The 24,877-nt window shown below is 59.6% G+C and carries 23 protein-coding genes, 1 tRNA gene and 1 riboswitch; of the genes, 19 read left to right on the top strand and 5 right to left on the bottom strand.

Annotation, left to right across the window (positions count from 1 at the left end):
• The first annotated feature begins 20 nt into the window (after positions 1–20).
• The 6 genes from PR017_RS08825 to PR017_RS08800 all read left to right on the top strand — a co-directional run bounded on the left by PR017_RS08825 (position 21) and on the right by PR017_RS08800 (position 5,363).
• Positions 21–1,715 (top strand): ABC transporter permease, encoded by a 1,695-nt coding sequence (locus tag PR017_RS08825; RefSeq protein ID WP_111222920.1) that lies wholly within the window; start codon positions 21–23, stop codon positions 1,713–1,715.
• On the top strand, positions 1,703–2,737 hold the full coding sequence (locus tag PR017_RS08820) for an ABC transporter ATP-binding protein (RefSeq protein WP_111222921.1): 1,035 nt from the start codon (positions 1,703–1,705) through the stop codon (positions 2,735–2,737). Before PR017_RS08825 ends, PR017_RS08820 begins: the two co-directional genes overlap by 13 nt.
• 235 nt (positions 2,738–2,972) lie before the next feature.
• Positions 2,973–3,713, top strand: coding sequence for an NUDIX hydrolase (locus PR017_RS08815; protein WP_111222922.1), 741 nt, complete (start codon positions 2,973–2,975; stop codon positions 3,711–3,713).
• Positions 3,714–3,781: 68 nt separating this feature from the next.
• Entirely contained in the window at positions 3,782–4,699 is a 918-nt protein-coding gene (locus PR017_RS08810; RefSeq protein WP_111222923.1) for a PhzF family phenazine biosynthesis protein, read from the top strand.
• A 124-nt stretch (positions 4,700–4,823) separates the two neighbouring features.
• Positions 4,824–4,899 (top strand) — tRNA-Lys (locus PR017_RS08805).
• Positions 4,900–5,126: 227 nt separating this feature from the next.
• Positions 5,127–5,363 (top strand): hypothetical protein, encoded by a 237-nt coding sequence (locus PR017_RS08800; RefSeq protein ID WP_111222924.1) that lies wholly within the window; start codon positions 5,127–5,129, stop codon positions 5,361–5,363.
• A 152-nt stretch (positions 5,364–5,515) separates the two neighbouring features.
• On the opposite strand, the gene PR017_RS08795 is transcribed toward PR017_RS08800, so the two are convergent.
• Positions 5,516–5,797, bottom strand: a complete 282-nt coding sequence (locus tag PR017_RS08795) for a hypothetical protein (protein ID WP_206423237.1) — start codon at positions 5,795–5,797, stop codon at positions 5,516–5,518.
• Between PR017_RS08795 and PR017_RS08790 the strand changes: the two genes are divergently transcribed.
• Together PR017_RS08790 and PR017_RS08785 are read left to right on the top strand one after the other, a co-directional pair.
• On the top strand, positions 5,739–6,185 hold the full coding sequence (locus tag PR017_RS08790) for a putative pterin-binding protein (RefSeq protein ID WP_206423233.1): 447 nt from the start codon (positions 5,739–5,741) through the stop codon (positions 6,183–6,185). The two genes, PR017_RS08795 and PR017_RS08790, sit on opposite strands and share 59 nt — an antisense overlap.
• A gap of 6 nt (positions 6,186–6,191) precedes the next feature.
• Positions 6,192–8,543 carry a putative bifunctional diguanylate cyclase/phosphodiesterase gene (locus PR017_RS08785; RefSeq protein ID WP_111222926.1) on the top strand — a complete coding sequence of 784 codons (2,352 nt, stop codon included), beginning with the start codon at positions 6,192–6,194 and terminating at the stop codon, positions 8,541–8,543.
• Positions 8,544–8,564: 21 nt separating this feature from the next.
• Here the strand turns inward: PR017_RS08785 and PR017_RS08780 are convergent, their stop codons facing one another.
• The gene (locus tag PR017_RS08780; protein WP_111222927.1) at positions 8,565–9,173 is read right to left on the bottom strand and encodes a YkoF family thiamine/hydroxymethylpyrimidine-binding protein; all 609 of its coding nucleotides are present in this window, start codon (positions 9,171–9,173) and stop codon (positions 8,565–8,567) included.
• A riboswitch (TPP riboswitch) is annotated at positions 9,168–9,281 on the bottom strand. It overlaps the preceding gene by 6 nt.
• A 154-nt stretch (positions 9,282–9,435) precedes the next feature.
• Here PR017_RS08780 and xth point away from each other — a divergent pair.
• Entirely contained in the window at positions 9,436–10,206 is a 771-nt protein-coding gene (gene xth, locus PR017_RS08775; RefSeq protein WP_111222928.1) for an exodeoxyribonuclease III, read from the top strand.
• Here the strand turns inward: xth and PR017_RS08770 are convergent.
• Positions 10,190–10,678, bottom strand: coding sequence for an NUDIX hydrolase (locus PR017_RS08770; protein WP_111222929.1), 489 nt, complete (start codon positions 10,676–10,678; stop codon positions 10,190–10,192). The two genes, xth and PR017_RS08770, sit on opposite strands and share 17 nt — an antisense overlap.
• A gap of 294 nt (positions 10,679–10,972) precedes the next feature.
• Positions 10,973–11,305: a hypothetical protein gene (locus PR017_RS08765; RefSeq protein WP_133255669.1), complete on the bottom strand. Its 333-nt coding sequence runs from the start codon at positions 11,303–11,305 to the stop codon at positions 10,973–10,975.
• Positions 11,306–11,526: 221 nt separating this feature from the next.
• Between PR017_RS08765 and PR017_RS08760 the strand changes: the two genes are divergently transcribed.
• From PR017_RS08760 to PR017_RS08715, 10 genes are all read left to right on the top strand, one after another.
• A complete protein-coding gene (locus PR017_RS08760) occupies positions 11,527–12,384 on the top strand; it encodes an SDR family oxidoreductase (protein WP_111222932.1) in 858 nt (285 codons plus the stop codon).
• A 17-nt stretch (positions 12,385–12,401) separates the two neighbouring features.
• A complete protein-coding gene (locus PR017_RS08755) occupies positions 12,402–12,884 on the top strand; it encodes a pyridoxamine 5'-phosphate oxidase family protein (RefSeq protein ID WP_111222933.1) in 483 nt (160 codons plus the stop codon).
• 431 nt (positions 12,885–13,315) lie between these two features.
• Entirely contained in the window at positions 13,316–14,752 is a 1,437-nt protein-coding gene (locus tag PR017_RS08750) for an FAD/NAD(P)-binding protein (protein ID WP_111222934.1), read from the top strand.
• Between the two features lie 160 nt (positions 14,753–14,912).
• Positions 14,913–15,374, top strand: coding sequence for an RrF2 family transcriptional regulator (locus PR017_RS08745; RefSeq protein WP_111222935.1), 462 nt, complete (start codon positions 14,913–14,915; stop codon positions 15,372–15,374).
• Positions 15,375–15,559: 185 nt separating this feature from the next.
• Positions 15,560–17,053, top strand: a complete 1,494-nt coding sequence (locus PR017_RS08740; protein ID WP_111222936.1) for a sensor histidine kinase — start codon at positions 15,560–15,562, stop codon at positions 17,051–17,053.
• Positions 17,050–17,496, top strand: a complete 447-nt coding sequence (locus tag PR017_RS08735) for a response regulator (protein WP_374108266.1) — start codon at positions 17,050–17,052, stop codon at positions 17,494–17,496. Before PR017_RS08740 ends, PR017_RS08735 begins: the two co-directional genes overlap by 4 nt.
• Positions 17,493–18,551, top strand: coding sequence for a histidine kinase dimerization/phosphoacceptor domain -containing protein (locus PR017_RS08730; RefSeq protein ID WP_111222937.1), 1,059 nt, complete (start codon positions 17,493–17,495; stop codon positions 18,549–18,551). The genes PR017_RS08735 and PR017_RS08730 overlap by 4 nt, the downstream gene beginning before the upstream one ends.
• Positions 18,552–18,628: 77 nt before the next feature.
• Complete coding sequence (locus tag PR017_RS08725) at positions 18,629–21,352, top strand: mechanosensitive ion channel family protein (protein WP_111222938.1); 2,724 nt, start codon at positions 18,629–18,631, stop codon at positions 21,350–21,352.
• 126 nt (positions 21,353–21,478) lie between these two features.
• The gene (locus tag PR017_RS08720; RefSeq protein ID WP_111222939.1) at positions 21,479–22,309 is read left to right on the top strand and encodes a response regulator; all 831 of its coding nucleotides are present in this window, start codon (positions 21,479–21,481) and stop codon (positions 22,307–22,309) included.
• A gap of 159 nt (positions 22,310–22,468) precedes the next feature.
• Positions 22,469–23,806, top strand: a complete 1,338-nt coding sequence (locus tag PR017_RS08715; protein ID WP_111222940.1) for a GGDEF domain-containing protein — start codon at positions 22,469–22,471, stop codon at positions 23,804–23,806.
• A 13-nt stretch (positions 23,807–23,819) separates the two neighbouring features.
• Here PR017_RS08715 and PR017_RS08710 read toward each other — a convergent pair whose 3' ends face one another.
• Positions 23,820–24,866 carry a GlxA family transcriptional regulator gene (locus tag PR017_RS08710; protein ID WP_111222941.1) on the bottom strand — a complete coding sequence of 349 codons (1,047 nt, stop codon included), beginning with the start codon at positions 24,864–24,866 and terminating at the stop codon, positions 23,820–23,822.
• Between the last annotated feature and the right edge of the window lie 11 nt (positions 24,867–24,877).

Here is a 24,877-nt window from a genome sequence, read left to right as displayed (position 1 = left end):
TCGATCAACCTGGACCACGCATGACAGACTATCTTCGCCGGGGAAATGGCCAGCCAGTCTGGCTGTTTCCCCTCGTTGTCCTTGCCGTTCTGATCCTGTCGGCCCTGCCACTGGTGCGGCTTGCCGTTGCCGGTATCGCAGCTCTGCTGCACGGCGGTGCATATGATCTCGTCTCCGATCCCGGCCTGTGGCAATCCACCTGGTACACGGTCGAGACTGCGGTCATCGGTACTGTTATTTCCGTGGCCATCGGCTGCCTGTTTGCCTTTTTGCTCGGTCTCACCGACCTGCCCGGAAAGGGTGTTCTCAGTTTCCTCTTCGTGCTGCCGATGATGATCCCGCCGCAGGTGACGGCGCTTGCCTGGGTGCAGATGAGCGGCCCCTCCAGCCCGTTGCTCAAAGCCCTGCACATCGCGCCGCCGCTGGGCTCGCCACAGCCGCTCTATTCGATCGGCGGCATTGCGCTGCTCTACGGTGTGCAGCACGCGCCGCTGGTCTATCTCGCCCTCCGGGCCGGCCTGATGGCGCTCCCGCGCGATGGCGTCGAGGCTGCCCGACTTTCCGGTGCGGGCGGCTTCCGGGTGTTTCGCGATATCATCCTTCCTCTGTCGCTGCCGGGCATCGTTGCCGGTGCTGCGATCGCCTTCGTCTCGTCTGTCGGCAATTTCGGCATTCCGGCGATCCTCGGCATTCCCGCCTCGATCTTCACGCTGTCGACCTTGATCTTCACCAAGTTCTCCGCTTTCGGCCCGCGCACATTCGGGGATGTCGCCGTGCTGTCGTCCATCATCGCCGTCATTTCGATTGCCGGGCTTGCGTTGCAGAATCGGGCGCTGCGAGGGCGGGATTACCGCGTCATCGGTCTTTCCGGTGCGTCCGCCGCCTTTGCGCTGGGACGCTCGAAACTTGCCGCCTTGCCGCTGCTCTGGGGGCTTGTGTTCATCATGCTGGTGGCGCCTTTCCTGGCGCTTGTCGCCGGCGCGCTCGTGCCTGCCTACGGCGTGCCGCTGTCGCTGAAGACAGCATCGCTGCATGCGTTCGAGGAAATCCTGTTTCACCAGTCGGTGACACGGGTCGCTTTCGGAAATTCACTGTTTCTCGCCGGCACGACGGCGCTTGGCCTGCTGGTGCTGACGGTGCTCGCCGCCTACGTGCTGACGAAGCGGCGGGACTTTGCGAGCCGTCTGCTGGCGGGGCTGATCGACATTCCCTATTCGCTACCGGGGATAATCATTGCCGTCTGCTTCATCCTGCTGTTTGCAGCGCCACTGCCGCTTCTCCACGTCACGCTTTACGGCACGATCTGGATCATCCTGCTTGCCTACTTCTCGGCCTATTTCTCCGTCAGCCTCAAACCGGTGATGAGCGCTTTCCTGCAGCTCGATCCGGCACTGGAGGAAGCGGCGCGGCTCTCCGGGGCAGGCTTCCGGCGCCGCCTGGTCGATATCATCGTGCCGCTGATAGCGCCGGCTGCCGGTGCCTCTGTCATCCTCGTGTTTCTCATTGCCTGCAACGAGTTGACGGTTTCGGCGCTGCTGTGGTCGGCGGGCACGCAGACGCTCGGCGTCGTCATCTACAATCTCGACGACAGCGGCGGCTCCGACCTCGCATCTGCGATGTCCGTGCTGGTGGTTGCGATGGTGGTTCTCCTCATGCTGCTTCTGGAACTGCTGGCCAAACGGCTGCCGAAGGGAGTGGTGCCGTGGCGCAATTAATTCTCGATGCCCTCAGCAAGGATTTCGGAACGGGTCGCGCTGCCGTCGAAGGTCTTTCGCTCACAGTGCGCGAGGGTGGGTTCCTCGCGCTTCTCGGGCCATCCGGTTGCGGCAAAACGACGGTGCTGCGGATGATTGCCGGTTTCGAGCAGCCGACGGGAGGTTCGATCCATCTCGGCGACCGTTTGCTTGCCAATGCGACATCCGCGCTACCGCCGGAAAAACGCAATATGGCGATGGTGTTCCAGTCGTATGCGCTGTGGCCGCACATGAACGTCGCTGACAATGTCGGCTATCCGCTCAAGGTCCGTGGCATTTCGGGTTCAGACTATCGCGACAGGGTAATGGAGGCGCTGCGCACCGTGCGGCTTGGTGATTATGCCGAGCGTCGCCCGGCCGATCTGTCCGGCGGCCAGCGACAGCGCGTGGCGCTGGCGCGCTGTCTCGTCACATCGCCCGACGTGGTGCTGCTCGACGAGCCACTCGCCAATCTGGACCGGCATCTGAAGAAGGAGATGGAGGAAACCTTCCGGGAATTCCATCAGCGCTCCGGTGCCACGATGGTCTATGTCACGCACGACCAGAGCGAGGCGATGGCGCTGGCAACGGATGTCGCCGTCATGTCGGAAGGCCGTTTGCTGCAGGTCGCCGAACCCGCCGAGATCTATGCCCGTCCCGAGGGGAAGCTGGTGGGTAGCCTGATTGGCCAAGGCAGCATACTTTCGCTGCCGCTATCGTCTGCGACGGTCGGACGAGCCCTCGACTGGAGGGCGCTGGCGCCATTCATGTCGGCTGCAGAGGGCAGCGGTCGTGCACTTGCCGATCTTCTGGTGCGTCCGGAGGACGTTGTCGCCGATGCATCTGGTGTCGAATGCAGCGTGGAGGCGGTGCTTTACGAGGGCGAACGCTATGCCGTGCGGCTGGCTCTGCCCGATGGCCAGGTCCTGCGCGCCTACACCCGGCATTCGGTGTCACCGGGCGACCGAATGGCGATGGTCATCCGCGCCGGCTGGAGGCTGTAGCCGCTGAACGGCGATCTCCATCATGAGGTGATTGTCGTCCTCTGCCGACTGTGTTTGATTTGCTCCTTCCAAGGAGGGATAGAATGTCGACCGACAGTTTGAAGAGCGCGATGTACCGTCGTTTGCCGCCAAGCGCCGTCAGGCATCAAACAGAGTGGAGCAAGCTGGACTACCCCTGTGAAAGGGGAGCGTTCGACTAAAATCCCATTTTCGACCTTAAAAAATTGGAATCACAATGAACACCAAATCGATCGAAGACACGGCTGGATGGCCGCCGGAGAAAACGGTATTTGCCGTTCCCGCCGTGGAATTGCGGGTGCTGGGCGGCGACCACCCTGTCCATCTCGACAATGTGGATGCCATCAGTGCCAATTGGGCAGCGGAGATCGCCGCCAATCCGACGCTGTTCGACGGCCGGATGGTTTTTCAACGACGTCTGGAAATCGACTCGGCTGGAATTCGCGGCGAGGCGCATGTGGTGCCGTTCTCCTCCTTCATGTGGTGGCGCAAGCAGGCGGATCGCAGCGGCGGCTTTCATCTGTTCGGCTACCCTGTCATTGCCAGTTCCGACGGTGCGCTGGTGGCGATCAGGATGGGCGCGCATACCGCCAATCCCGGCCAGGTGTATTTTGCTGCCGGCTCGCTGGACGAACACGATATCGTCGACGGCTTCTGCGACATCGCTTCCAACATGCATCGCGAGGTAGGGGAGGAAACCGGGCTCGATTTGGACCTTGCGACGGCCGATGGCGGATATTACGGGGTTCACCAGAACAGCACCGTCACGCTGTTTCGCATTTTCCGCTTTTCGCAGACGGCGGAAGAACTGGTGGCGGCAATCGAGCGGCACATGATTGACGACGAGGAGCAGGAAATAGCCGGCGCGGTCGTCATTCGTTCTGCCGATCCGACGGCACAGCCTTATCACGGGAGCATGGTGACCATCCTCGACTGGTATTTCAATCGACCGGCTTGAGCCCATCGTCTTGCACTTGGCAGCGCGGTCGGGCAGGTTGCCCTCATCGAAGATTTCAGGAGGCTGATTTGGCTCGCAGTTACGGCATCTACGATGTGTTCACCGATCGCAAACTGGCCGGCAATCCGCTGGCTGTGATCTTCGACGGGGACGGGCTCGGCGACGCGGAAATGCTGTCGATCGCGCGTGAGATGAACTTGTCCGAGACGGTATTCGTCTGCGCGTCAACGAACCCGGCCTACAGCGCCAGCTTGCGGATATTCACGCCCGGGCGCGAACTGCCGTTTGCCGGCCATCCGACCGTTGGCACAGCCATTGCTCTTGCCGAGCGCAATCATGCGGGAAGCGGCGGCGAACTCGATCTGGTGTGCGTGCTCGAGGAGAAGGTCGGACCGGTGCGCTGCGCCGTCCGCCTCCGCCAGCGGCAGGCGAGCTTTGCCGAATTCGACCTGCCGCGCAAATCGCAACAGATCACCCTGGCACTCGACCGGCTCGGTATCGCCAATGCGCTGGGACTGCAGCCGAGCGAGCTCGCCTTTGAGAATCACGTTGTGTCGCTGTGGTCGGCGGGCGTGCCTTTCCTGCTAATTCCCGTGCGCGACATCGGCACCGCCGGGCGAGTGGAGTTCGATCCGCAGCTATGGGAGAAGACAGTGCCCTTCGTCGACGGAGCGCTGGCCTCCGCCTACCTCTACTGCCGAGGCGCGGTCAACCACACCGCAAAGTTCCACGCGCGGATGTTTGCCGCCGGCATGGGCATCGTGGAGGATCCGGCGACGGGGTCCGCAGTCGCCGCGCTATCCGGCGCCATCCATCACTTCGACAGGTTGCCGGATGGCCATCATCCCATCGTCGTCGAGCAGGGCGTGGAGATGGGCAGGCCTTCGCTTATTCATCTTCACATTGATGTCACCAATGGCGAAATTTCCAATGCGCGTATTGGCGGGCAGGCGGTTCGTATCGCGTCCGGAACGCTGGATCTTTGATTTTAAAGGATTTTTTGACTTATCTGGTTTTTTTTGACAATTCGGCAAAGAAAATTCGTCAATCGGCTGGACAATGAAAGCGATCCTATTTATATCGCCCTCACACCGGAAGAACAAGCGGTGCGGGTGATTAGCTCAGTTGGTAGAGCAGCTGACTCTTAATCAGCGGGTCGTAGGTTCGAGCCCTACATCACCCACCAAATTCTCTTTAAAATCAAATTGTTGTAGGTATCCGCCAAGGGTACCTACGGTGCTGGTTCGCAAATGCGGCACCAGACTTTTCCGCGAATTCTGTAAAATTCGTTAAGGAATTTCGCGCTTAACGCGTCATCATCTAACTCCAGCATTGTGCCGAATGCTTCATATTACTAAGTTAGGCATATCGGGGCCCTGCGAGGAGGATCGCCGATGGTCGATCAGGGAGGTGATGATGATCGAGGCTTCCACGCTTTTTCACGCTTCTGTCCATTATAGAGGCATTGTGCTGCACAACGGCGTTCTCACCCTGCCACGTTTGCAGGCCATCGTCGTCAAGACTGCTCCGAAAAAGGCGAAAATCACAGATGCGGATATTATCCGTGCGGTCACAAGCCGGGACGGGACGTTCGAACTCGACGGATGGCGAATCAAAGTCTCCGCCATCCAGCAGGTCGACCGCCCCTAGTGCTGTCCACGCCCTCAATGTCGTTCAAGCTGGGTCTTTTCAATACGTCTGGAACTAACGCGCTCGCTGAGGAGTTGCCGCGGCAGGATGCGGCGCCTTTCAGCGCAATTGAACAGGGATAAGCGTACCAAATGCACGTCGGGCGCGCGCCCTCAATCATCATCCGTCGGGCCAAGAGCGGCTTGCCGGAATGGCAAGGCGGGAAGAGCAGTTGAAAATGATTCATCGGGTGATAACTGACCGTTTGGATTTACTGGATTAAAAGACGTTTCCAGCGGACATTTTTCAAATTTATTCGAATCGGAGTTTTTCTTGCGACAGATATTTTTTGCGGTTTTCGCCATAGTCTCTGGTTTGGCTGTGTCGTCGGCAACAATGGCGCAATCTCTTCCTGCCCCCAAGTCGGCCCCGATTCTGGTGATTTCGGGTGACATCACCAACACGAATGTTGCAGGGACCGCGCAGTTCGACCTGCCCATGCTGGAAGCCCTCGGCATGGATAAGATGTCGACCAAGACGCCCTGGTATGAGGGTGTGGTCACGTTTGAAGGTGTGCCTATGGACAAGCTGATGAAGATCGTCGGCGCCAAAGGCAAGAGCGTCCGCGCAGTCGCTCTTAACGATTATGCCATCAACATCCCGATCTCCGATTTCGCGCAGTACGGCACAATGCTGGCGATCAAGCGCGACGGCCAATATATGCCGGTTCGCGACAAGGGACCGCTGTTCATCGTCTATCCTTTCGACAGCAACAGCGAGTTGCAGACGCAGACATACTACGGCCGATCAGCCTGGCAGCTCGCCAAGCTCGTCGTGGAGTAACAGGCGTTGCGAAGCACCACGGTTGCGTTCAAGAAGATCCAGTGGGTGCTCGCAGGGGTAGTCTGCTGTTTCGTGCTGGCGTCTTCCTACCTCTCCTATGTGATTATCGAGCGGCAGGAAGCCCTGCATCAGGTCGCCGGCTACAACGAGACCTGGAGCGTCAGCCAAACCTCCTCGGAATTGCTCCGGCTGGAAAAGACGCTGCTGGCCTATTCGGTGCCAGGTAGCGGCGTGTCACTGAAGGATGTGCGGCTTCGGCTGGACATCATGTTCAATCGTCTCGGCGTGCTGGAAAACGCCACCTTTCGAAACTTTGTCCGCAACGACAATTTCAACAAGGCGGCAATCGACCAACTGAAGACGGCGCTCAACCAGATCGACCGCCTGATGCCGGCGAACGATACGGGCGCGTTCGATCCCCAGCCGTCCCTGAAGATCCTCGCCGATATCGAGCCCGATGTCATTGCGTTAGGCTCAGCTGCTATCGAGAGCGGTGCGAAGAAGATCGATGAAGACGAGGCCGGGCTGGAGCGGCTGCATCTTATCTATACAGGGCTGACCGCTGGCCTCATTCTCTGCGGCATCGCTCTGATCATCCTTCTTGTCCAGCACAACCGCCTGCTGGCGCGCGCCCGCGACAAGCTCAACAGGGCAACAGAAGAGCTGCAGCGCACATCGAGGGAAACCGACGCGCAGAATTTCCGCTATCTGACGGCCTTCAACAACATGACGCAGGCGCTGTGCATGTTCGACAAGGGCGGCCGCATGATCGTCTGCAACGACCGTTTCTCGACGATGGCGGCCCGGCCGCGCGGCATCGCCGGCGGTACCTTCATCGACAGTATTGCCAAAACATCCGGCTCCGCGTCCGGGTCTTCGACCTTCGAACAGCTTTTTGCCTTGCAGGTTCCGCTGATCAAGGAAGCGCGTCGCGGCGTCTTCATGCACGAGGCTTCCGATCGCAAAGCCTATGTGGTGACCCACGAGCCACTGCCGGAAGGCGGCTGGCTTGCGACATACGAGGACATCACGGAGCGGCGGCGCCTGGATGCGCGAATCGCCCACATGGCCCATCACGATGCGCTGACCAATCTGGCGAACAGGGTGCTGTTCATGGAGCTATTGGAGCGCAAGCTGAAGGAGGCCAAGCGTGACGATGACGCGGTGGCCGTAAGTTTCCTTGACCTCGACGGTTTCAAGGACGTCAACGATACCATGGGCCATCATGTCGGCGACGAGCTTCTGCAGCGTGTATCTCAGCGCTTGCTTGCCCATGTCGGCCCCCGTGACGTCGTCGCGCGCATTGGCGGCGATGAGTTTGCTGTGATCAATATCCTGAGAGCGAACGAGGATTTAAGCGAGGAAGCCAGCGAGAAGGAGAGCCTGGAGTTGCCGACCCGGCTGGTTGCAGAGCTGACGCGTCCTTACCTGCTGGACGATCACGAGGTGACCATTGGCGCGAGCGTTGGCGTGGCCAAATTTCCTCAGCATTCCTCGGATCCGGAAGAGCTGTTGAAATATGCGGATCTTGCCATGTACGAGGCCAAGGCCGAAGGCAAGGGGCGGGTGCGCGTCTTCCGTCCTGACATGGACGAGAGGCTACTGGCGCGAAAGGCGCTTGAAGTCGATCTGCGCAAGGCGCTCAAGCGGCGCGAGATGGAGGTCTACTACCAGCCCCTGGTGGATACCGCGACGCGCCAGGTATCCGGCTACGAGGCGCTGTTACGGTGGAATCATCCCCGGATGGGCCAGATTCCGCCGATGGATTTCATACCGATCGCCGAGGATACAGGGCTGATCGGAGCGCTGGGTGCCTGGGTGCTCAACCAGGCCTGCGCCGATGCAGTGCGCTGGCCTGACCACATCACGGTCGCTGTCAATCTTTCTCCGATTCAGTTCCGTAACGACAATCTGATACAGACGGTGGTCGCGGCCCTGAAGGACAGCGGTCTTGAGGCCGGCCGGCTGGAGCTGGAAATCACAGAATCTGTGCTGCTCGACGCAGGCGCCCATACGGCGTCGACTTTGCTGGCTCTGAAGAAACTCGGCATTTCGATTGCGATGGATGATTTCGGTACCGGCTATTCCTCGCTGTCCAATCTTCGAAGCTTCCCCTTCGACAAGATCAAGATTGATCGCTCGTTTATCCGCGAGTTGACCCTGCATTCGGAATCGCTGTCCGTCGTTCGGCTTATCACCGCTCTGGCACAGACGCTGGGTATGTCGAGCACGGCAGAGGGCGTGGAAACGGAGGAGCAGTTCGCCGTTCTCCAGGAGATCGGCTGCACGCAGGTCCAGGGCTATCTGTTCGCCAAGCCAAAACCGGTGCGGGACCTTGGCATCGATCATCGGCTGTGATGCATTGATCCCCAGCCGATATCAGGATGGTGAGGGGCTGTGGGCGGAAACGGTAATATCCAGCGTGACGTGACCCATGGTCGGGCCAAAGCGGCAGAATGCCTCGTTGATCGTCGCAAAGACGGCGCCGGCCTCGCCGCGCAGCTTGGTGCAGAAGTTCTTCGAACTGTGGAAGACGCCGGACTGTTTCAGGAAGTCGATACAGCCGTAGATCTCGTCCATGTGTTGATCGATGCCGAGAACATAGAGCGAGAATTGTGCGGAGACAGTTTCACCCGTCATCGGCGTTTCGCGAACAGCCGCGAGTGCCGCCTGCTTGCGTTCTTCGAGCGGGAGGGCACTGACCATACTGCTGCTCGGCGTGCAGATCGGATCGTCGGGTTCGCCGGGGCATCCGCGAGAGACCGTAGCGTGCAAAACGCAATGCTTGCCCGATGCGGCTGCCGCCACGAACAGGTCGCGCATCGCTGGAAATAACACGTCCGTCGAGCCGACCAGCAGCGTCGAGAGATCGTCGGTCGAAACCCGCATCTGGTCACGATAGGGGTCCAGGGCGCCGAGCGCGCCGTGGATGACGCCGACGAAATCGTCGGTCATGGGATACAGTGATATTTGTGCGCCTGAAAACATTTTAGCCCGCCTCGCTCCGCTGGTATTATCCAGATCAGCTTTTAGGGTTTGGAAGCATGCACGCTTCGGTCTCAGCCCCGGCAATACGGAGCACCCCTGTCGATCCCCTCTGATAGCATGGACCGGAAAAGATGAAAGCAGATTTTTACCGGGTCGGCCAATGCGGTCGAGCCGCAAGCTTACGGTAGATCGCATGCATCCTTTTGCCGCCTGACCCGTTGGCCAGGCGAGAGTTACTTGCAATGCGGCGGGATGCCATCACATGAAAATCGCGACCTACAATGTAAACGGTGTCAACGGCCGCCTTGAAAACCTGCTGCGCTGGCTCGACGAATTCAAGCCGGACATCGTCTGTCTGCAGGAACTGAAGGCGCCGGACAACCGCTTTCCGGCGAGGGAGATCGAGAGGGCAGGCTACGGGGCGATCTGGCATGGCCAGAAAAGCTGGAACGGCGTAGCGATCCTGGCGCGAGACGCTATGCCGCTGGAGACGAGGCGTGGGCTGCCCGGTGATGCCGATGGACAGAGCCGCTACATCGAGGCCGCAATCGGCGGTCTCTTGGTCGGCTGCCTGTATCTTCCAAACGGCAATCCGCGGCCGGGCCCGAAGTTCGAATACAAGCTCGCATGGTTTCAGCGCCTCGCAGACTACGCGAGAGAGCTTCTAGAACTCGACGTCCCGGTTGTCCTTGCCGGCGATTTCAATGTAATGCCGGACGAACTCGACGTTTATAACCCGGAACGCTGGATCGACGATGCGCTGTTTCATCCCGATGTCCGCCGCGCCTTCGGGGACCTCGTCAATCAGGGCTGGGCGGACGGGCTCCGGCGGATGCATCCCAATCAGCGGATCTATACGTTCTGGAAATATCTCCGCAACGCCTATGCCCGCGATGCCGGTTTGCGCATCGACCACTTCCTCCTCAGTCCGTCGTTGGCAGAGCGGCTTTCGGATGCCGGCGTAGACAGGGACGTTCGCGGCTGGGAGCATGCCAGCGATCATGCACCTGCGTGGATCATGCTCGAGGACTAGTCGTATCGGCGCGTTCCATGAGCAACTTGAATGCCTCGAGAAACGGCCGTTGCCCCCTGAGAAGCTTGACCTCAGCCTGATCCATATCAAACCAGGCGGCGCGGTCGACTTCTGGAAAGCTTTGCATCAGTCCTGATTTGGGCGGCCACTGCATTTCGAAACTGTTGCTGACGATCGCGTCCGCGTCTATATCGGCATTAGCCGCAAAGGCGACCACGACCTTCCCACCGGGCTGCCTTATTTCCCCAAGAAGCGTGAACGGACCGTCGAGACTTGTGCCGATCTCCTCAGCCACCTCCCGGCGAGCGGCGGCGAGATCATCCTCGTTCGGCTCGATGCCCCCTTTCGGAAGCGACCACGCGCCTTCGTCCTTGCGAGCCCAGAAGGGGCCACCGGGATGGACGAGCAGGACTTCGGGATGCCCATGTGTCGCAAAGCGATAGATCAGCACGCCGGCACTGCGTTTCATCATTTCAACTCTTCGCATCCGCCTTTAGGGATAGCCCGAAATCTCGATAGACGCTGAGACAATCGGTATAACTGAGAGTTCTGCTCTCGCCATATGAAACATGCGCGTTAGAAGCGCCTATACCTGCCTCCTCGGCGACGAACAGGATAGCCTCGCCCAGTGACAGGCCTACGATCATATCGTCGGCGCCGTCATCACTATCGATTCCAGTTACAGTTGCGGCAAGTGCGCGCTTGGAGAATACGATCTCTCGCTCGGCTGGCCTCATTTCTGCGGGTCCTCATGTTCTGCACGGCTTCAACCGCGCAACTCTGGAAACTTGCGCTGCAGTTCGCTGTCGTCAGCGCAGGAGGTGTCGACTGCGGATAGCTCGACCGATACAGCTTCGCCAACGTCGAGCTCACCATCATGGTGGAGTTCGACCTTGTCTCCGTCATGCCTGACGAGGGTTGCCGACGATGTGAAGCCGCGCTTCAGCAGCCAGTCGCGTGGCGCCTTGACGAGCACGGTCACGGTGAAATTGCCGTTCTCTTTTTCGGTCGCGACAGTCACGCTGTAGGAAACCGGCGCGGTTTCGTTGGCCAGCTCAAGCTTACCAGTGGCGTCTGCTTTGTGCAGGGTGTTGGTCATGATGATCCTTTCATTGTCACGTTCAGAAACAAATTCGGGCCCTTGAAGTTCCGATACGTGCCGTCCAACAGCGAGCAAGTTGATTTTCGAGCGCACGTCCCCGCGGTCTGCAGGCTCTAGTGTCGCCATCCTTTCAGATTGAATTCGGTGCCTTCTCGTGGGGAACCATGACGCGCAACGCTGGTTAGTCCGGTCCAAGCCGAGCAAACAGGAGACAGGCCATGAACGGTTATCCCAAGCCGCCATTTCCCACGCAGTCACAGTCCATCCCCGGCAAGACGGCCCAGATGAATCCAAAGCCCGACCATGGGGAGAGCTCCTACAAGGGGTCCGGGCGCCTGGCCGGAAAGCGCGCGGTGATTACCGGCGGCGACAGCGGCATCGGTCGCGCCGTCGCAATCGCATTTGCGCGTGAAGGTGCGGATGTGCTCGTTTCCTATCTCGACGAGCACGAGGACGCAGCGGAGACGAAACACTATGTCGAAGAGGCCGGACGCAAGGCAGTTCTGGTGCCTGGGGATATCCAGGATGCAGCCCATTGCCGGGCGATCATCGACAAGGCCGTATCCGAACTCGGCGGTATCGACATTCTCGTCAACAATGCCGCTCACCAGAATACCTTCAAGGATATCGCGGAGATCTCCGATGAGGAGTGGGAACTGACCTTCAGGGTCAACATCCACGCGATGTTCTACCTGACGAAAGCAGCCGTTGAACACATGGGCCCCGGCAGCTCTATCATCAACACGACCTCCGTCAATGCCGACATGCCCAATCCGACATTGCTTGCCTATGCCACGACTAAGGGCGCCATCCAGAACTTTACCGGCGGATTGGCGCAGATGCTGGCCGAGAAGGGGATTCGCGCAAATGCCGTTGCACCGGGCCCGATCTGGACGCCTCTTATCCCATCCACCATGCCGGAAGAGAGCGTTACAAACTTCGGCAAGCAGACTCCGATGAAGCGGCCTGGACAACCGGCGGAACTCGCAACTGCCTATGTCATGCTGGCAGATCCGCTGTCGAGCTATGTTTCGGGCACCACCATCGCAGTCACCGGCGGCAAGCCGTTCATCTAGTCAAAAGAGGAAATGTCATGACACAAGAAAACGAAAAGGTCACACGCACCTGGGAATTGATGGAGAAGATCGTCTTCTGCATGCTTTCCACCCGCGTCGGCGAGGACATCCGTTCGCGACCGATGGCAGCCCATTTCGAGCCGATTGAAAATGCGATCTATTTTCTGACCGATGTGGCAAGCCACAAGGACGAGGAAATCGAGCGTCGGCACAATGTCGGCCTGTCCTTTGCCGATACGAAGGGGCAGAAGTATGTGTCAGTCACGGCCGATGCAGAAGTGTCGAACGACCGCGAGAGAATCCGCGCACTTTTCTCGACGCCCGCCAAAGCCTGGTGGGACAGCGCGGAGGACCCATCCATCCGCGTGCTGAAGGTGACGCCTAAATACGCGGAATACTGGGACAGCCCCGGCACCGTCGTCAGCTACGTCAAGATGATTGCCGCAGCCCTATCGAGCGCGAAACCCGACATGGGTGAAAATGCCAAGGTTTCACTCTAAGGACCTCGGTTTCTTCAGCTCTTGATGATGACTTAACATAACACAAGAGCATTTTGCCTTAAGCATAGGTCGGTCCGAAGGTCTCCCCAGATCTCCGGGCCGATTTTGTTGTCAGCGATGGCTTCTTCCGTTGGCCATGGCAAGTGCGAATACGCCGCAGAGCACAACAACCAGCAGGTAGTCGAATGCTGTCAGCAGTCTGAAGATTTCCATGTTTTTCTCCTCCTCAAGAGAGCGTCCAGTGTACTCCTCTTTAGAAGGGCCGTCATGAATAAAATTCAGGGTTGCGGAAAGGCTCGAAAAAACATTCTGCTGTTCGTCTCAGGACCGGAAGCCCTTCCCTTGTCACGCCGTCACCAGCGTATATTGATCGCGCGACGCCCGGAGTAGAGGTAGGCTTCCGGCAGGCGATGCATAAAAAGGACTAGCTGATGCTTTCTTCGCCCGAGACAATTCCTGTTGTTGCCATTGTTGGAGGTGGTGTTTCAGGAGCGGCGGTTGCCTACCATCTTGCGGGAACTGGTCTGTTCGGCAAGCAACAAATCGTTCTGTTCGAACCACGGGCATTGCTCGGGGCGGGTCTTGCCTACGACACGGTCGAGCCTGCCCACCGCATCAATGTGCCATCCACCCGAATGAGCCTGTTTCCGGATGATCCAGAGCACTTCCAGCGCTGGATCGATGAGAACGCGGCTCTTGCCGACGATCCCGACGCACTGGCAGTCAGCGGCGCCCTCTATCCAAGGCGCGGTCTGTTCGGACGTTACATGAACGCAATGATCCAGCCACTCGTCGAAAGCGGTGCCATTCGCCATGTCCGCGAGCGCGTGCTCTCGGCAGATCGCCTGAACGATCGCTGGCACCTGACGGGTGAGGGCGGCTATGTCGTCGATGCCGATATGCTCGTCATTGCGACCAGTCATCCGGCACCGTCCGCACCGGAACCGCTTGCCAGCATTCTTGGCCGAAATCCGCGCTTCGTCGCCGACCCCACCCGTCATGGCGCGCTCGACCCGATTGGTATCGACGACCGTGTGCTGATCGTCGGCAACGGGCTGACATCTGCCGATGTCGTTGCAGCGCTTGGCCTGCGGGGCCATCGGGGGCCGATCACAGCGGTCTCGCGCCGAGGCTTGCGATCGCGCGGCCATCCTTTGGTGCCGCAGGACCCGTTCGGCGATTTCACCTCCGACCCCATGCAGACTGCGTCAGGACTTCTCAAACGCGTGCGGGCTGCCATCCGCGACGCTGGCAGGGAGGGGCTCAGCTGGCACGCCGTGATTGATCAGGTGAGGGGCCATGGCGAGGCGTTATGGCGCGGCCTGCCGGTTGAGGAGAGGCGGCGGATCGCGCGTCACCTTCGTCCGTTCTGGGACGTTCATCGGTTCCGCGTGGCGCCACAAGTCGAGGCTGCGACCGAGGCGGCAATCGCCGACGGCCGAATGACGGTGCTGGCTGGCTCCGTGGCCGATGTTACCGTCGATGGAGATGGCATCCGCTGCGTGCTGCGGCTCGGGCGGTCGCGCCAGCGGGTCGAGGGGCATTTCGATGCAGTGGTGGTCACGACGGGACCGGGGCATGGCGGCATCCTGCGCAGCCAGTCCTTTCTCGCAGGTCTGGCCGAAACGGGCTATCTGGTGAACGACCCGACGGGACTCGGTCTCGACTGCAATGCAAATTCACAAGCGATCGGTGCGTCGGGAACGGCGACGGCATCCCTGTTCATATCGGGACCGCTGGCGCGCGGTACATTCGGCGAACTCATGGGCCTGCCGCAAGTGACCGAGCACGCTGTATTCGTCGCATCCGGCGTAGCAAATACTGTCCGTACCCTGTTTCCCGACAAGCAGCGCCTGCACAGCCTGTAATGGCCGCGTCCGCCTTTCTTTCAAATGCAATTTTATCGTCTTATAAGCCTGCAATTTCTGCGATATCGGCTTGCCCGCGCGCTCTCCCGGCGTTACGCAGCTTGCGTGATTGCCGATCAGCGAGATGCTGCGGTCGTGCGTCTTCAGGTAAGCGAATCTCATGCTGACAAAAAAAGGAAAATACGGTCTCAAGGCGCTGGTCGATCTTGCTCGTCTGGGCCCAGGCGAAACCGCTTTCATCAACGACGTTGCCGTACGCAACAATATCCCGAAGAAGTTCCTCGATGCGATTTTGCTGGAGTTGCGAAATTCCGGCGTGCTGCGCTCGAAAAAGGGGCCCGGCGGCGGCTATTCGCTATCTCGTCCGGCTGCTGAAATCCGCATCGGCCATGTGATCCGCACCCTTGATGGGCCGCTTGCGCCGATCCGTTGTGCAAGCCGTACTGCCTTTGAAGCCTGCGACGACTGCGCCGATCCCGCAGGCTGTCAGGTACGGAGATCGATGACCGCGGTTCGCGACGCGGTAGCGACGATCCTTGACAACATGACCCTCGAGCAATTCGTGGCGAGCGGGACGCAAGGACTGGATGCTGAAGAAGCTCTGGTTTCCGTGACGGGCTAAGACGGCTACGTCACGCCCGGGTTCAAGAGGCGACGACGTCAGATGTCACAAATATCGTGTATTTTTCAGAGGCCGAGGAACCATTTCAACGCGGGGGCGTTCCCGCAGGGATCGGTGGCGTCGCTACAGGCGCATCTCGCCTGGCCCTGCCTGATAGAGTTCGGCAGGGGTGTACCGTAGCGAAGATGATACGTTTTAATAAATCGATCTCCAGTTCCATCCCTGCGATCCTGACCATTGGTGCCACAACCCTTTTGCTTGTTGTCCTTGGCGCTCTTTATTTCAGCGGCCGTGCGGCGGAGGAAGCGGATAGTGCGGTCGATGCAAGCCGTCTCAACAATCGCGTGTTGAACCTGCTGAGTTCGGCGCAGGATGCCGAGACCGGACAGCGCGGCTATCTTCTGACCGGCGACGCGCGTTATCTTGCGCCGTTCACAAAATCCGCAGTGTCGATCCCGGCCGAAATTGCCGCGCTCACGCCGCGCCTGATCGAGATCGGCGTTCCGCAGTCTTCGGTGGACAACCTCAAGTCCCTTATGGATCGAAAGCTCTCGGAGATGAAACGCACGGTGGACCTGCGTTCCGCCGGCGATACCGCCGGTGCTCTTGCCTTGGTCGAATCGAATGTCGGGATCGAATTGATGGATGAAATCCGTCAGCAGATCAACGTCATCCAGCAGCGCGGCATCGTCAACTCGGGCGATCATATCGCTTCGCTGAGGGCATCTACAACGTCGCTTTCGGCGATCATTGCGGTAAGTGCAGCCCTGCTTGTGGCGTTGGCCGCAGGAGCGTTCAAGCTTATCCGCGACCACCATCGGCAGATCGAGGCGGCACGACTGCAGCTTGCCAGTGCCAATGAAACGCTGGAAGAGACAGTGGTTGCCCGAACCCAGGGGCTGCAAAGGGCAAATGACGAACTGCAGGCCTATGCCTATATCGTCAGCCACGACTTGCGTGCGCCGCTCGTCAACATCATGGGCTTCACGGAAGAGCTCGATCGCGCCGCACAGGTGTTCAAGTCATACCTCGAGAATAACAATGCCGACCTGACAACGCTCGAAGGTCGTGCGGCCGTCGAGGCAATCGACACCGACATTCCGGAAGCGCTGGGTTTCATCCGGACCTCGATGCGTCGAATGGACAATCTGATCAACCAGATCCTGGTGCTTGCGCGAGCCGGAAACCGTGAGCTGCACCGCGATCGCATCAAGCTTTCGGAACTGGTGGAGGACACGCTGGGTACGCTCCGCCATCGGCTGGACGAAGCCGAGATCGAAGTCGACATACAAGGCGTGCTGCCAGAGGTGCAGTCCGACAGGCTGGCGCTGCAGCAGATCGTCGGCAACCTGCTTGACAACGCCATCAAGTACCTGGACCCCTCACGTCGCGGCAAGATCTCCATTTCCGGCAGGCGTCATGGTATGTTCGCGAGCGTCGAAATCAGCGATAATGGACGGGGAATCGCTGCAGGCGACCAGGAAAGGATTTTCGAGCTGTTCCGGCGCTCGGGCAGGCAGGACATGCCGGGCGACGGCGTCGGCCTCGCCCATGTTCGTGCATTGGCTCGGCGTCTCGGTGGAGATGTCACCGTCCGTTCGGAGCTGGGGCAGGGGACAACATTTGAAGTTAAGATTGCGGCCGATATGGCCCGACTGAAAAGAGAAGATTCGAAATGATGAGTTCCCCGAATACCGTCAAGATCATCATGATCGAAGACGATGAAGGCCACGCACGGCTGATCGAGAAGAATATCCGTCGCGCTGGCGTCACCAACGAGATCGTGCCCTTTGTCACAGGTGGCGACGCGCTCGATTTCATGCTCGGCAAGGATGGCAGCGGCGAACCTTCGCGTGGGCAGCCCATCCTCATCCTGCTCGACCTCAACCTTCCCGACATGAGCGGGCTGGATATTCTCCAGAAGGTCAAGGCCAACGAACATACGAGGCGGGCCATGGTGATCGTTCTGACGACCACCGACGACCCGCGCGAAATCGCCCGCTGCTATGACCTCGGCGCCAATGTCTATGTCAGCAAACCGATGCAATACGACAAGTTTGTGCATGCGATACAGCAGCTCGGCATGTTCGTTGCCGTCATGAAGATACCGGAGGTGGAATGATAGAGCTGGATGCTGCGGCGGATGCTGCGATCCATATTCTCTATATAGACGACGATGAAGCACTCGGCGTGCTGACGCGCAAAAATATGCAGCGTCGCGGCTACGAGCTTCATCTGGCGAAGGACGGTGCTGCCGGCCTCGCGCGTCTTGCCGAAGGCGGCATAGACGCGATTGTCCTCGACCATTTCCTCGAAGGGGAAACGGGGCTGGACCTGCTGCCGTGCATCGTCTCCGGTGCCGATCATCCGCCGGTCATCTACGCAACCGGATCGGGAGACGCCGGCGTGGCAGTTGCGGCCCTGAAGGCCGGTGCCGACGACTATGTCATGAAGGGCGTTTCGTCCGATTACTTCGACCTGCTGGCCGCAGCGTTGGCGCAAGGGCTGGAACGGGCGCGGTTCCGACGCGATACGTTGCGCGCTCAGGCGGTGATCCGTCATGAACGCGACCGCGCCGAGCTACTGCTTTCAGAGGTCAACCATCGGATCGCCAACAGCCTCGGGCTGGTGGCCGCGCTGATCCGCATGCAGGCTTCCGTCACCAAGGATCAGGTGACCATCGATGCGCTTCAGGAGACGCAGATCCGCATCAACGCCATCGCCAGTGTCCACCGGCGGCTCTACACCAGCCATGAGGTTGGTACTGTCCGGGTGAAGGAATACCTGGAAAGCCTGCTTGCCGAACTGGAAGCATCGATGCGCGACGACCAGCGGCCGCATAGCGTGAAGATCGAGTGCGACGATGTCATCCTGTCGACTGACAAGGTGATCACGCTCGGGCTGATCATCAGCGAACTCGTCACCAATGCCTATAAGTACGCCTATCCCGCCGGGCAGACCGGTGAAATCCGCGTCGTCGTCGACCAGACCGGCCAGGGTGGGCTTCGTGTGCATGTCGAGGACGATGGCGTCGGCTTCGACCGAACCGCGCCGGCCAAGGGCACGGGGCTCGGTACCAAGATCCTGACGGCGATGGCTTCCAGCCTGAAGTCCAGCATTCTCTACGCTCCCGATCGCCAGGGCACGCGCGCGATGTTGAATTTTTCGATCGATTGATCGATCTGCCGCGCGACTGGCAAGTGCGGTGAAAGGTTGCCTTTCTGTCGCCTTGGTTTGCTTTACAAGCGATGACGATGATCTCGCCAACTGACCTGTTGCCCTGGGGAAGACGCTTGCGACCAATTCTGAATTCGATCTCCGTCCTTTTCCTGACGCTTGCCGTGTCAGCGACTGCGGTTGCCTTGCCGGCACGCGCGCAGCAGCCGGCGGCTCCGGCGACATCGTCACCCCAGACAACGCCGGCGCCAGCGGCTTCGTCCGCACCTGACGCGCCCAAATCAGATGCATCAAAGCCCGATACAGCAGCGCCGGATGCGGCAAAGCCTGACGCGACGCCGGCGGATGACCAGCAAAACCAACAGCCGGCTGCGGCCAACGGCCTCGATCGCACCGCAGCCGAGATCACGCAGGCTCGCAAACAGCTTGCCTCCCTCGAGGATAGCGTCAAGCAGGGCGCTTCCGACGACGATGCGCTGGTGACCCTTGCCGGCAAGGCCGATGATCTTACCCGAGCCGCCGCCGCGATCTCGGGGCGCCTGAAGCCGCGGGCCGACGACATGACGGCGCGACTGACGCAGATCGGCCCGCCTCCGAAAGAGGGCCAACCTGCCGAGGCTCCGATGGTGACGCAGGAGCGCGAAAAGCTGACCTCTGCAATCGCGCAGATCAACGTCGTCATGGGCGATGCCGACAATCTGACGGCCAGCGCTACGCGGGTGTCCGGTCAAATTACCGAGCTCCGTCGTCGTCTTTTCGCCGATACGCTCTTTCGCCGTACCGAACTCTCGCTTTCGACGTTCGACGATGCCGGCCAGGCCCTCGTGCAGGAGGCAGTGAACTTTCGCAACGCCCTATCGAGCTGGGGTACGTTCGTCTGGAAGTTCAAGCGGATTCCGCTGTTTACTGCCGTTTTCCTGTCGCTTGCTGCAGCCATGATCTTCATGGCCGGCGGTTATCGGCTTTTCGGGCGATACTTCTTCCGTGACGAGACGATCGAGGCTCCTTCCTATATGAGCCGGCTTTCCATCGCCTTCTGGTCGACAATGATCAGGGCGCTGTCGGTGGCAGCCTTCCTCGTGCTTTCGTTCTTTTTCCTCGAGAGTTTCAACGTGCTGCGGCCGGACATCACTCCGGTGTTTGCGGCCGTGTTCGGCTTCGTCGGCCTGGTCTATTTCGTGGCGAGCTTCGTCAATGCCGTCTTTGCGCCGTTCGAACCCAGCTGGCGGCTCGTGAAGCTTTCCAACAAGGGCGCGCGGTCGGTGGGCTGGTGCCTGCTCGCCATTGCCACCGTCAATGGCCTCGATTTTGTTCTCAATCGCATCAGCGAATCGATGGGCTCACCGGTCATCGTGACTGTAGCGAAGAGCTTCTCGGCAGCGCTGATCATCGGCCTGATCTTCATCGCGGTGTCGTTCGGCAAGCCGATGCTTGCGAGAAGCGGCGATCCCGAGGCCCCGGGCCGCCGCTGGCCGCATGGCCTCGCCATTATCCTGAGGGTTATCGGTGCCGCGCTCATCTTCATGGCGGTGATCGGCTATGTCGGGCTCGCCCGCTTTATCGCCCTTCAGCTGATCGTCACCAGCGCGGTTCTCGTCACCATGTATCTCGGTATTCTGCTCGGCAAGGCAGTGTCCGATCAGGAGAATTTCCCCGAGACATCGGTCGGCCGTTTCCTGCAGAGCCGGGCCAGCATCAGCACCGCGATGCTCGATCAGGCAGGCCTCGTGGCCGGACTGGCGATCTACGTCTTCGCGCTGATTACGGGTATTCCGCTTATCCTGTTGTCGTGGGGATTCCACGTCCAGGATCTGGAAATTTTCTTCTACCGGCTGTTCACCGAGATCAGGCTCGGGAGCATCAGGATTTCTCTCGTCGGTATCCTTGCCGGCGTCCTATTCTTCATCGGCGGGTACCTTGTTACCCGCTGGTTCCAGCGCTGGCTGGACGGCACGGTCATGGCGCGTGGCCAGGTCGATCTCGGCGTCCGCAACTCGGTCAAGACCGGCATCGGCTATCTCGGCGTGGCAATTGCCGCTGTGATCGGCATATCGGCTGCGGGTATCGATTTGTCTAGCCTTGCGCTGGTCGCCAGTGCGCTGTCCGTTGGTATCGGTTTCGGCCTTCAAAACATCGTGTCCAACTTTGTGTCTGGCCTCATTCTGCTCGTCGAGCGGCCGTTCAAGGTGGGCGACTGGATCGTTTCCGGGACTTCGGAAGGCATCGTCAAGCGCATTTCCGTTCGTGCGACGGAGATCGAGACATTTCGCCAGCAGTCGATCATCGTGCCGAATTCCGAGTTGATCAATGCTTCGGTCGGCAATTGGACGCACCGCAACAGGCTTGCGCGCTCCGAAATCCCGGTTTCCGTCGGCTATGACTGCGACCCGGAACAGGTGATGGCGCTCTTGCTGGAACTGGTCAAGGCCGTGCCGAAGGTGCTGAAAAACCCGGAGCCGCACGTCGAGTTCCTCCGCTTCGGTCCGTCGTCGCTGGACTTCGAGATGCGTTTTTACCTGGCCGACCTCTCGGACGGCATGCCCATCCGCAACAACCTGCGCATCGCCATCCTCAAGCGCTTTAAAAAGGAAGGCATCGACATGCCTTACCCTCAGCAGGAATTGCACATCAGCCGCCGCGCGGAGAGACAGCGGATGGAAGCCAAGCTGCTTGATGGCACGGAAAACCCCGATGACATCGTGGAGCCGCCGATCTTGCCGCCGGAGGCGACGGCGCCAGCGGAGACACGAAGCAGGTCCAACCGGCGGAAAATAGATGGCAAACCTGAAGTCCAGTCCTGATCTACTCTGTAATGCTGCAGACTTTCCGCAGCGGAGCAGTGATTTACATAAGGCGTCGCAAAATTAACACAAACTCAAATGCTTTGCCTTATTCTTCGGTTAGTGGGATCTCATCGAAGGTTAGTCATGGCATTTTTAGGCATTTCCGGAATGCAATATTCGGGCGGCACCTTTGCGGGGGCTCGCATACTTCTGGCCGAAGACTCACATGTCTTTACCGCGATGATCAGCAAGAGGCTGAGAGAGCTTTTCGACATCGAGATTGAGATCTGCGGCAACTTCGAAGATTTGCAACTCGCCTACGACAAGTCATCCGAGCCAATCAAGCTGGCGATCTCCAACATCAATCTTCCGGGTGCCGAGAATGGCGAGGCGCTGGAATACCTGACTGACCTCAGCATTCCGACGATCGTGTTCACCGGCACCTTCCATGAAGGCATGCGCGACGCGCTGCTCGCCAAGGATATCGTTGACTATATCCTCAAGGACAATATCTTCGCAGTCGACCTGCTGGCAGAATCGGTCTGTCGCTTCCTGACCAATCATCGCCATCACGTGTTGATCGTCGATGACAGCGCAACGGCGCGTGCGCTTCTCACCAGCCGCCTGAAGCGCTACAATTTCCGCGTCAGCGTCGCCGAGAACGGCGCAAAAGCGCTGGAAATCCTCAAGGCCAATGCCGACATCGGCCTTATGATCACCGACTACAACATGCCCGACATCGACGGCTTCGAGCTGACGCGGCGCATCCGCTCCAGCATCGGCTCGCACCAGTTGCGGATCATCGGCGTATCGTCGTCGACCAATCGTCTGCTATCGGCCCGCTTCCTGAAGGCCGGTGGCAATGACTTCATATTGCGGCCGTTCATCGACGAGGAATTCTACTGCAGGGTCAATCAGAACCTCGATACCCTGCTGCAGATCCAGTCGATGCGTCAACAGAAGGCCTATGCCTGAGAAAGGACGGGCGCTTCGGGCGCCTGTTCATTTTTACTTCGTGGTGACTAGTTACAAACTGTTGGACCCCGTGTTCATAAATCCCTGTCGTAATCTGCTAACTATCCCGCTGCCCACATCGAATGTGGGCCGCTCACATTGCCGCAGGGACTGCCGACAATGAGCGACCTGTTGTTCGAAAAATTCTCGCGGGACCTGAGCCCCGCAGCGAGACGCGGCCAGAAGGTTCTTCTGGTGGAAGATTCGCGCATGTTCGGGTCGATGCTCTCCCAACGTTTCCGCGTCGAGCTCAATCTCGATGTAACGCTCTGTACCTCGATGAAGACGCTGGAAACGACGATCCACGCTAGCGACCACGGGTTCAGCCTAGCCGTCGTCAACCTCAACCTGCCGGATGCCGCCTACGGCGAAGCGCTCGACATGCTTCTCGACCACCGGGTGCCGAGCATCGTGTTTACGGCGGCGGCCGACATCGACATGCGCGACCGGCTGATGGAACGCAGCATTATCGACTATGTGCTGAAGGACAATACGCAGGCTGCCGACAATCTCGTCGCTTCCGTGCGTCGTTCGATTACCAACAGCAAGACGACGGTGCTCGTCGTGGATGCGATGCCCGTGGCCCGGAAGATGCTCGTCGACAGTCTCGAGATGCAGCGCTTCGAGGTTTATGAAGCGGCAAGCGGGTCCGCCGCAATCCAGGCGTTGGATCAATATGCCGAGATCGAGCTGGTCCTGATCGACGATGCGCTGCCGGACGGGACGGGATGGGAACTGACGCGGCAAATCACCCATAGGCGAAATTCCGATCGCCTGCGGGTTATCGGTCTCTCCGCATCCGACGACCGGTTGGCCGCAACGGCGTACCTGAAGGCTGGCGCCACAGATTTCCTGCGCCGGCCCTTCGTTGCCGAAGAGCTCAAATACCGTATCGGCCGGGTGATCGATACGCTGTCGCAACTGCGCCAGCTGCGCGCAGCTGCCTCGGTCGATTACCTCACCGGCCTTTACAACAGGCGTTATTTCTTCGACCAGGGCCCGCGGATTGCCAATGACTGCCTCAGGCTGGAGACGCGGCCATCCATCGGTATCCTCGATATCGACCATTTCAAGCGGCTGAACGACACCTACGGTCACGAGATCGGTGACCAGGTGCTGAAGGCGGTTGCGACACGGCTGCAGACGTTTCTGGAAGGCAGCCGCAACCTCTTGTCCCGGATCGGCGGTGAGGAATTCGCCATCCTGTTCGCGGACATGGACTCTTCGGTTGCAACCGAGTTTTGCGAAGAGCTGCGCGAAAATATCTCCGGGCTGAAAATCCAGGCAGACGGCGAGGAGTTATCGGTGACCGTGTCTATCGGCATAGCGTCGATCAACGCCCAGGAGACGTTCGAGAATTATCTCAACGCCGCCGACCAGTTTCTCTACATGGCCAAGCACCGTGGGCGCAATCGCGTCTTCTCCGACACCAGGATGGCGGCGGAAGAGGGACGGTAGCCGTTATCCCGATTCAGATGACGACGCCGGTGCGGACGTTCGACATGGTCAGCTTGCGCTCGGCCCGCTCCTGCTGTGGCGAGCGGTTGTAGAGTTCGCGATAACACTTGGAGAAGTGCGAGGCGGAGACGAAGCCGCAGGCGACGGCGACTTCGACCACCGGCATCGACGACTGCACCAGAAGGTGCCTTGCCCGATCGAGGCGGATCTCGAGATAGTAGCGGGCAGGGGAGCGACCCATTTCCTGGCGGAACAGCCGCTCGATCTGGCGACGCGACAGACCGGCGTCGTCGGCGATGTCGAGCAGCGAGAGTGGCTCGGACAAGTGACTTTCCATCACCTCGATGATCTCCAGCACCTTGGCATTCTGGACCCCGAGCCGTGCGCGGAGCGGCAGGCGCTGGCGATCGTGCGGGCTGCGGACGCGGTCCGTGAGCGCCTGCTCGCAGACGCGGTTGACCAGGTTCTCGCCAAAATCCTGGCCGATCAGGTTGAGCATCATGTCGAGCGAGGCGGTGCCGCCGGCGCAGGTGTAGAGATTGCTGTCGACTTCGTAGAGGTCGGCGTAGACTTCGGCCTGCGGAAAGGCTTCCGCAAAGCCCGGCAGGTTTTCCCAGTGGATTGCGCAACGCTTGCCATTCAGGAGCCCCGCCTGGGCAAGCACATGGGCGCCCGTACAGAGACTGCCGACAGCGACGCCGCGATTGTAGGATTCCCGCAGCCAGGCATTGACCGATTTATTCTGGAACTCCTCGACATAGATGCCGGAGGCGACAAGCACCATGCTGGGCCGGCTCTCTCCGCCCAGATAACGTCGCTCATCGGCGAGCGACGAGTTGACCTCGATGCCGATGCCGCTCGATGAATAGATCTTGTCGCCGTCCGTGGAGGAAAGACGCCAGCTGTAGGCAGTATAGCCAAGCATACGGTTGGCGATGCGCAACGTCTCGATCGCCGCCGCAAATGGCAGCATCGTAAAGTGCGGGATAAGGAAGAAAACGATCGAGCGTTTCTTGCCGGGCGTCTTGCTTGGCTCCACCTGATGCTGCGTTACCACCATGCCCGGTTTCC

This window comes from Rhizobium tumorigenes (assembly GCF_003240565.2).
GTDB classification, from domain to species: domain Bacteria; phylum Pseudomonadota; class Alphaproteobacteria; order Rhizobiales; family Rhizobiaceae; genus Rhizobium; species Rhizobium tumorigenes.
Note: the sequence above shows the minus strand (reverse complement) of the source record. Positions and strands in the feature narration are given on the sequence as shown.

Coding starts and splice junctions, on each gene's coding strand:
- PR017_RS08755 (WP_111222933.1), top strand. CDS start 12,402: ATGACACAAGAAAACGAAAAGGTCACACGCACCTGGGAATTGATGGAG.
- PR017_RS08815 (WP_111222922.1), top strand. CDS start 2,973: ATGAACACCAAATCGATCGAAGACACGGCTGGATGGCCGCCGGAGAAA.
- PR017_RS08800 (WP_111222924.1), top strand. CDS start 5,127: ATGATGATCGAGGCTTCCACGCTTTTTCACGCTTCTGTCCATTATAGA.
- PR017_RS08770 (WP_111222929.1), bottom strand. CDS start 10,678: ATGATGAAACGCAGTGCCGGCGTGCTGATCTATCGCTTTGCGACACAT.
- PR017_RS08780 (WP_111222927.1), bottom strand. CDS start 9,173: ATGTTTTCAGGCGCACAAATATCACTGTATCCCATGACCGACGATTTC.
- PR017_RS08720 (WP_111222939.1), top strand. CDS start 21,479: ATGGCATTTTTAGGCATTTCCGGAATGCAATATTCGGGCGGCACCTTT.
- PR017_RS08750 (WP_111222934.1), top strand. CDS start 13,316: ATGCTTTCTTCGCCCGAGACAATTCCTGTTGTTGCCATTGTTGGAGGT.
- PR017_RS08745 (WP_111222935.1), top strand. CDS start 14,913: ATGCTGACAAAAAAAGGAAAATACGGTCTCAAGGCGCTGGTCGATCTT.
- PR017_RS08735 (WP_374108266.1), top strand. CDS start 17,050: ATGATGAGTTCCCCGAATACCGTCAAGATCATCATGATCGAAGACGAT.
- PR017_RS08730 (WP_111222937.1), top strand. CDS start 17,493: ATGATAGAGCTGGATGCTGCGGCGGATGCTGCGATCCATATTCTCTAT.
- PR017_RS08715 (WP_111222940.1), top strand. CDS start 22,469: ATGAGCGACCTGTTGTTCGAAAAATTCTCGCGGGACCTGAGCCCCGCA.
- PR017_RS08760 (WP_111222932.1), top strand. CDS start 11,527: ATGAACGGTTATCCCAAGCCGCCATTTCCCACGCAGTCACAGTCCATC.
- xth (WP_111222928.1), top strand. CDS start 9,436: ATGAAAATCGCGACCTACAATGTAAACGGTGTCAACGGCCGCCTTGAA.
- PR017_RS08790 (WP_206423233.1), top strand. CDS start 5,739: ATGGCGCAATCTCTTCCTGCCCCCAAGTCGGCCCCGATTCTGGTGATT.
- PR017_RS08765 (WP_133255669.1), bottom strand. CDS start 11,305: ATGACCAACACCCTGCACAAAGCAGACGCCACTGGTAAGCTTGAGCTG.
- PR017_RS08825 (WP_111222920.1), top strand. CDS start 21: ATGACAGACTATCTTCGCCGGGGAAATGGCCAGCCAGTCTGGCTGTTT.
- PR017_RS08740 (WP_111222936.1), top strand. CDS start 15,560: ATGATACGTTTTAATAAATCGATCTCCAGTTCCATCCCTGCGATCCTG.
- PR017_RS08795 (WP_206423237.1), bottom strand. CDS start 5,797: ATGTCACCCGAAATCACCAGAATCGGGGCCGACTTGGGGGCAGGAAGA.
- PR017_RS08710 (WP_111222941.1), bottom strand. CDS start 24,866: ATGGTGGTAACGCAGCATCAGGTGGAGCCAAGCAAGACGCCCGGCAAG.
- PR017_RS08725 (WP_111222938.1), top strand. CDS start 18,629: ATGATCTCGCCAACTGACCTGTTGCCCTGGGGAAGACGCTTGCGACCA.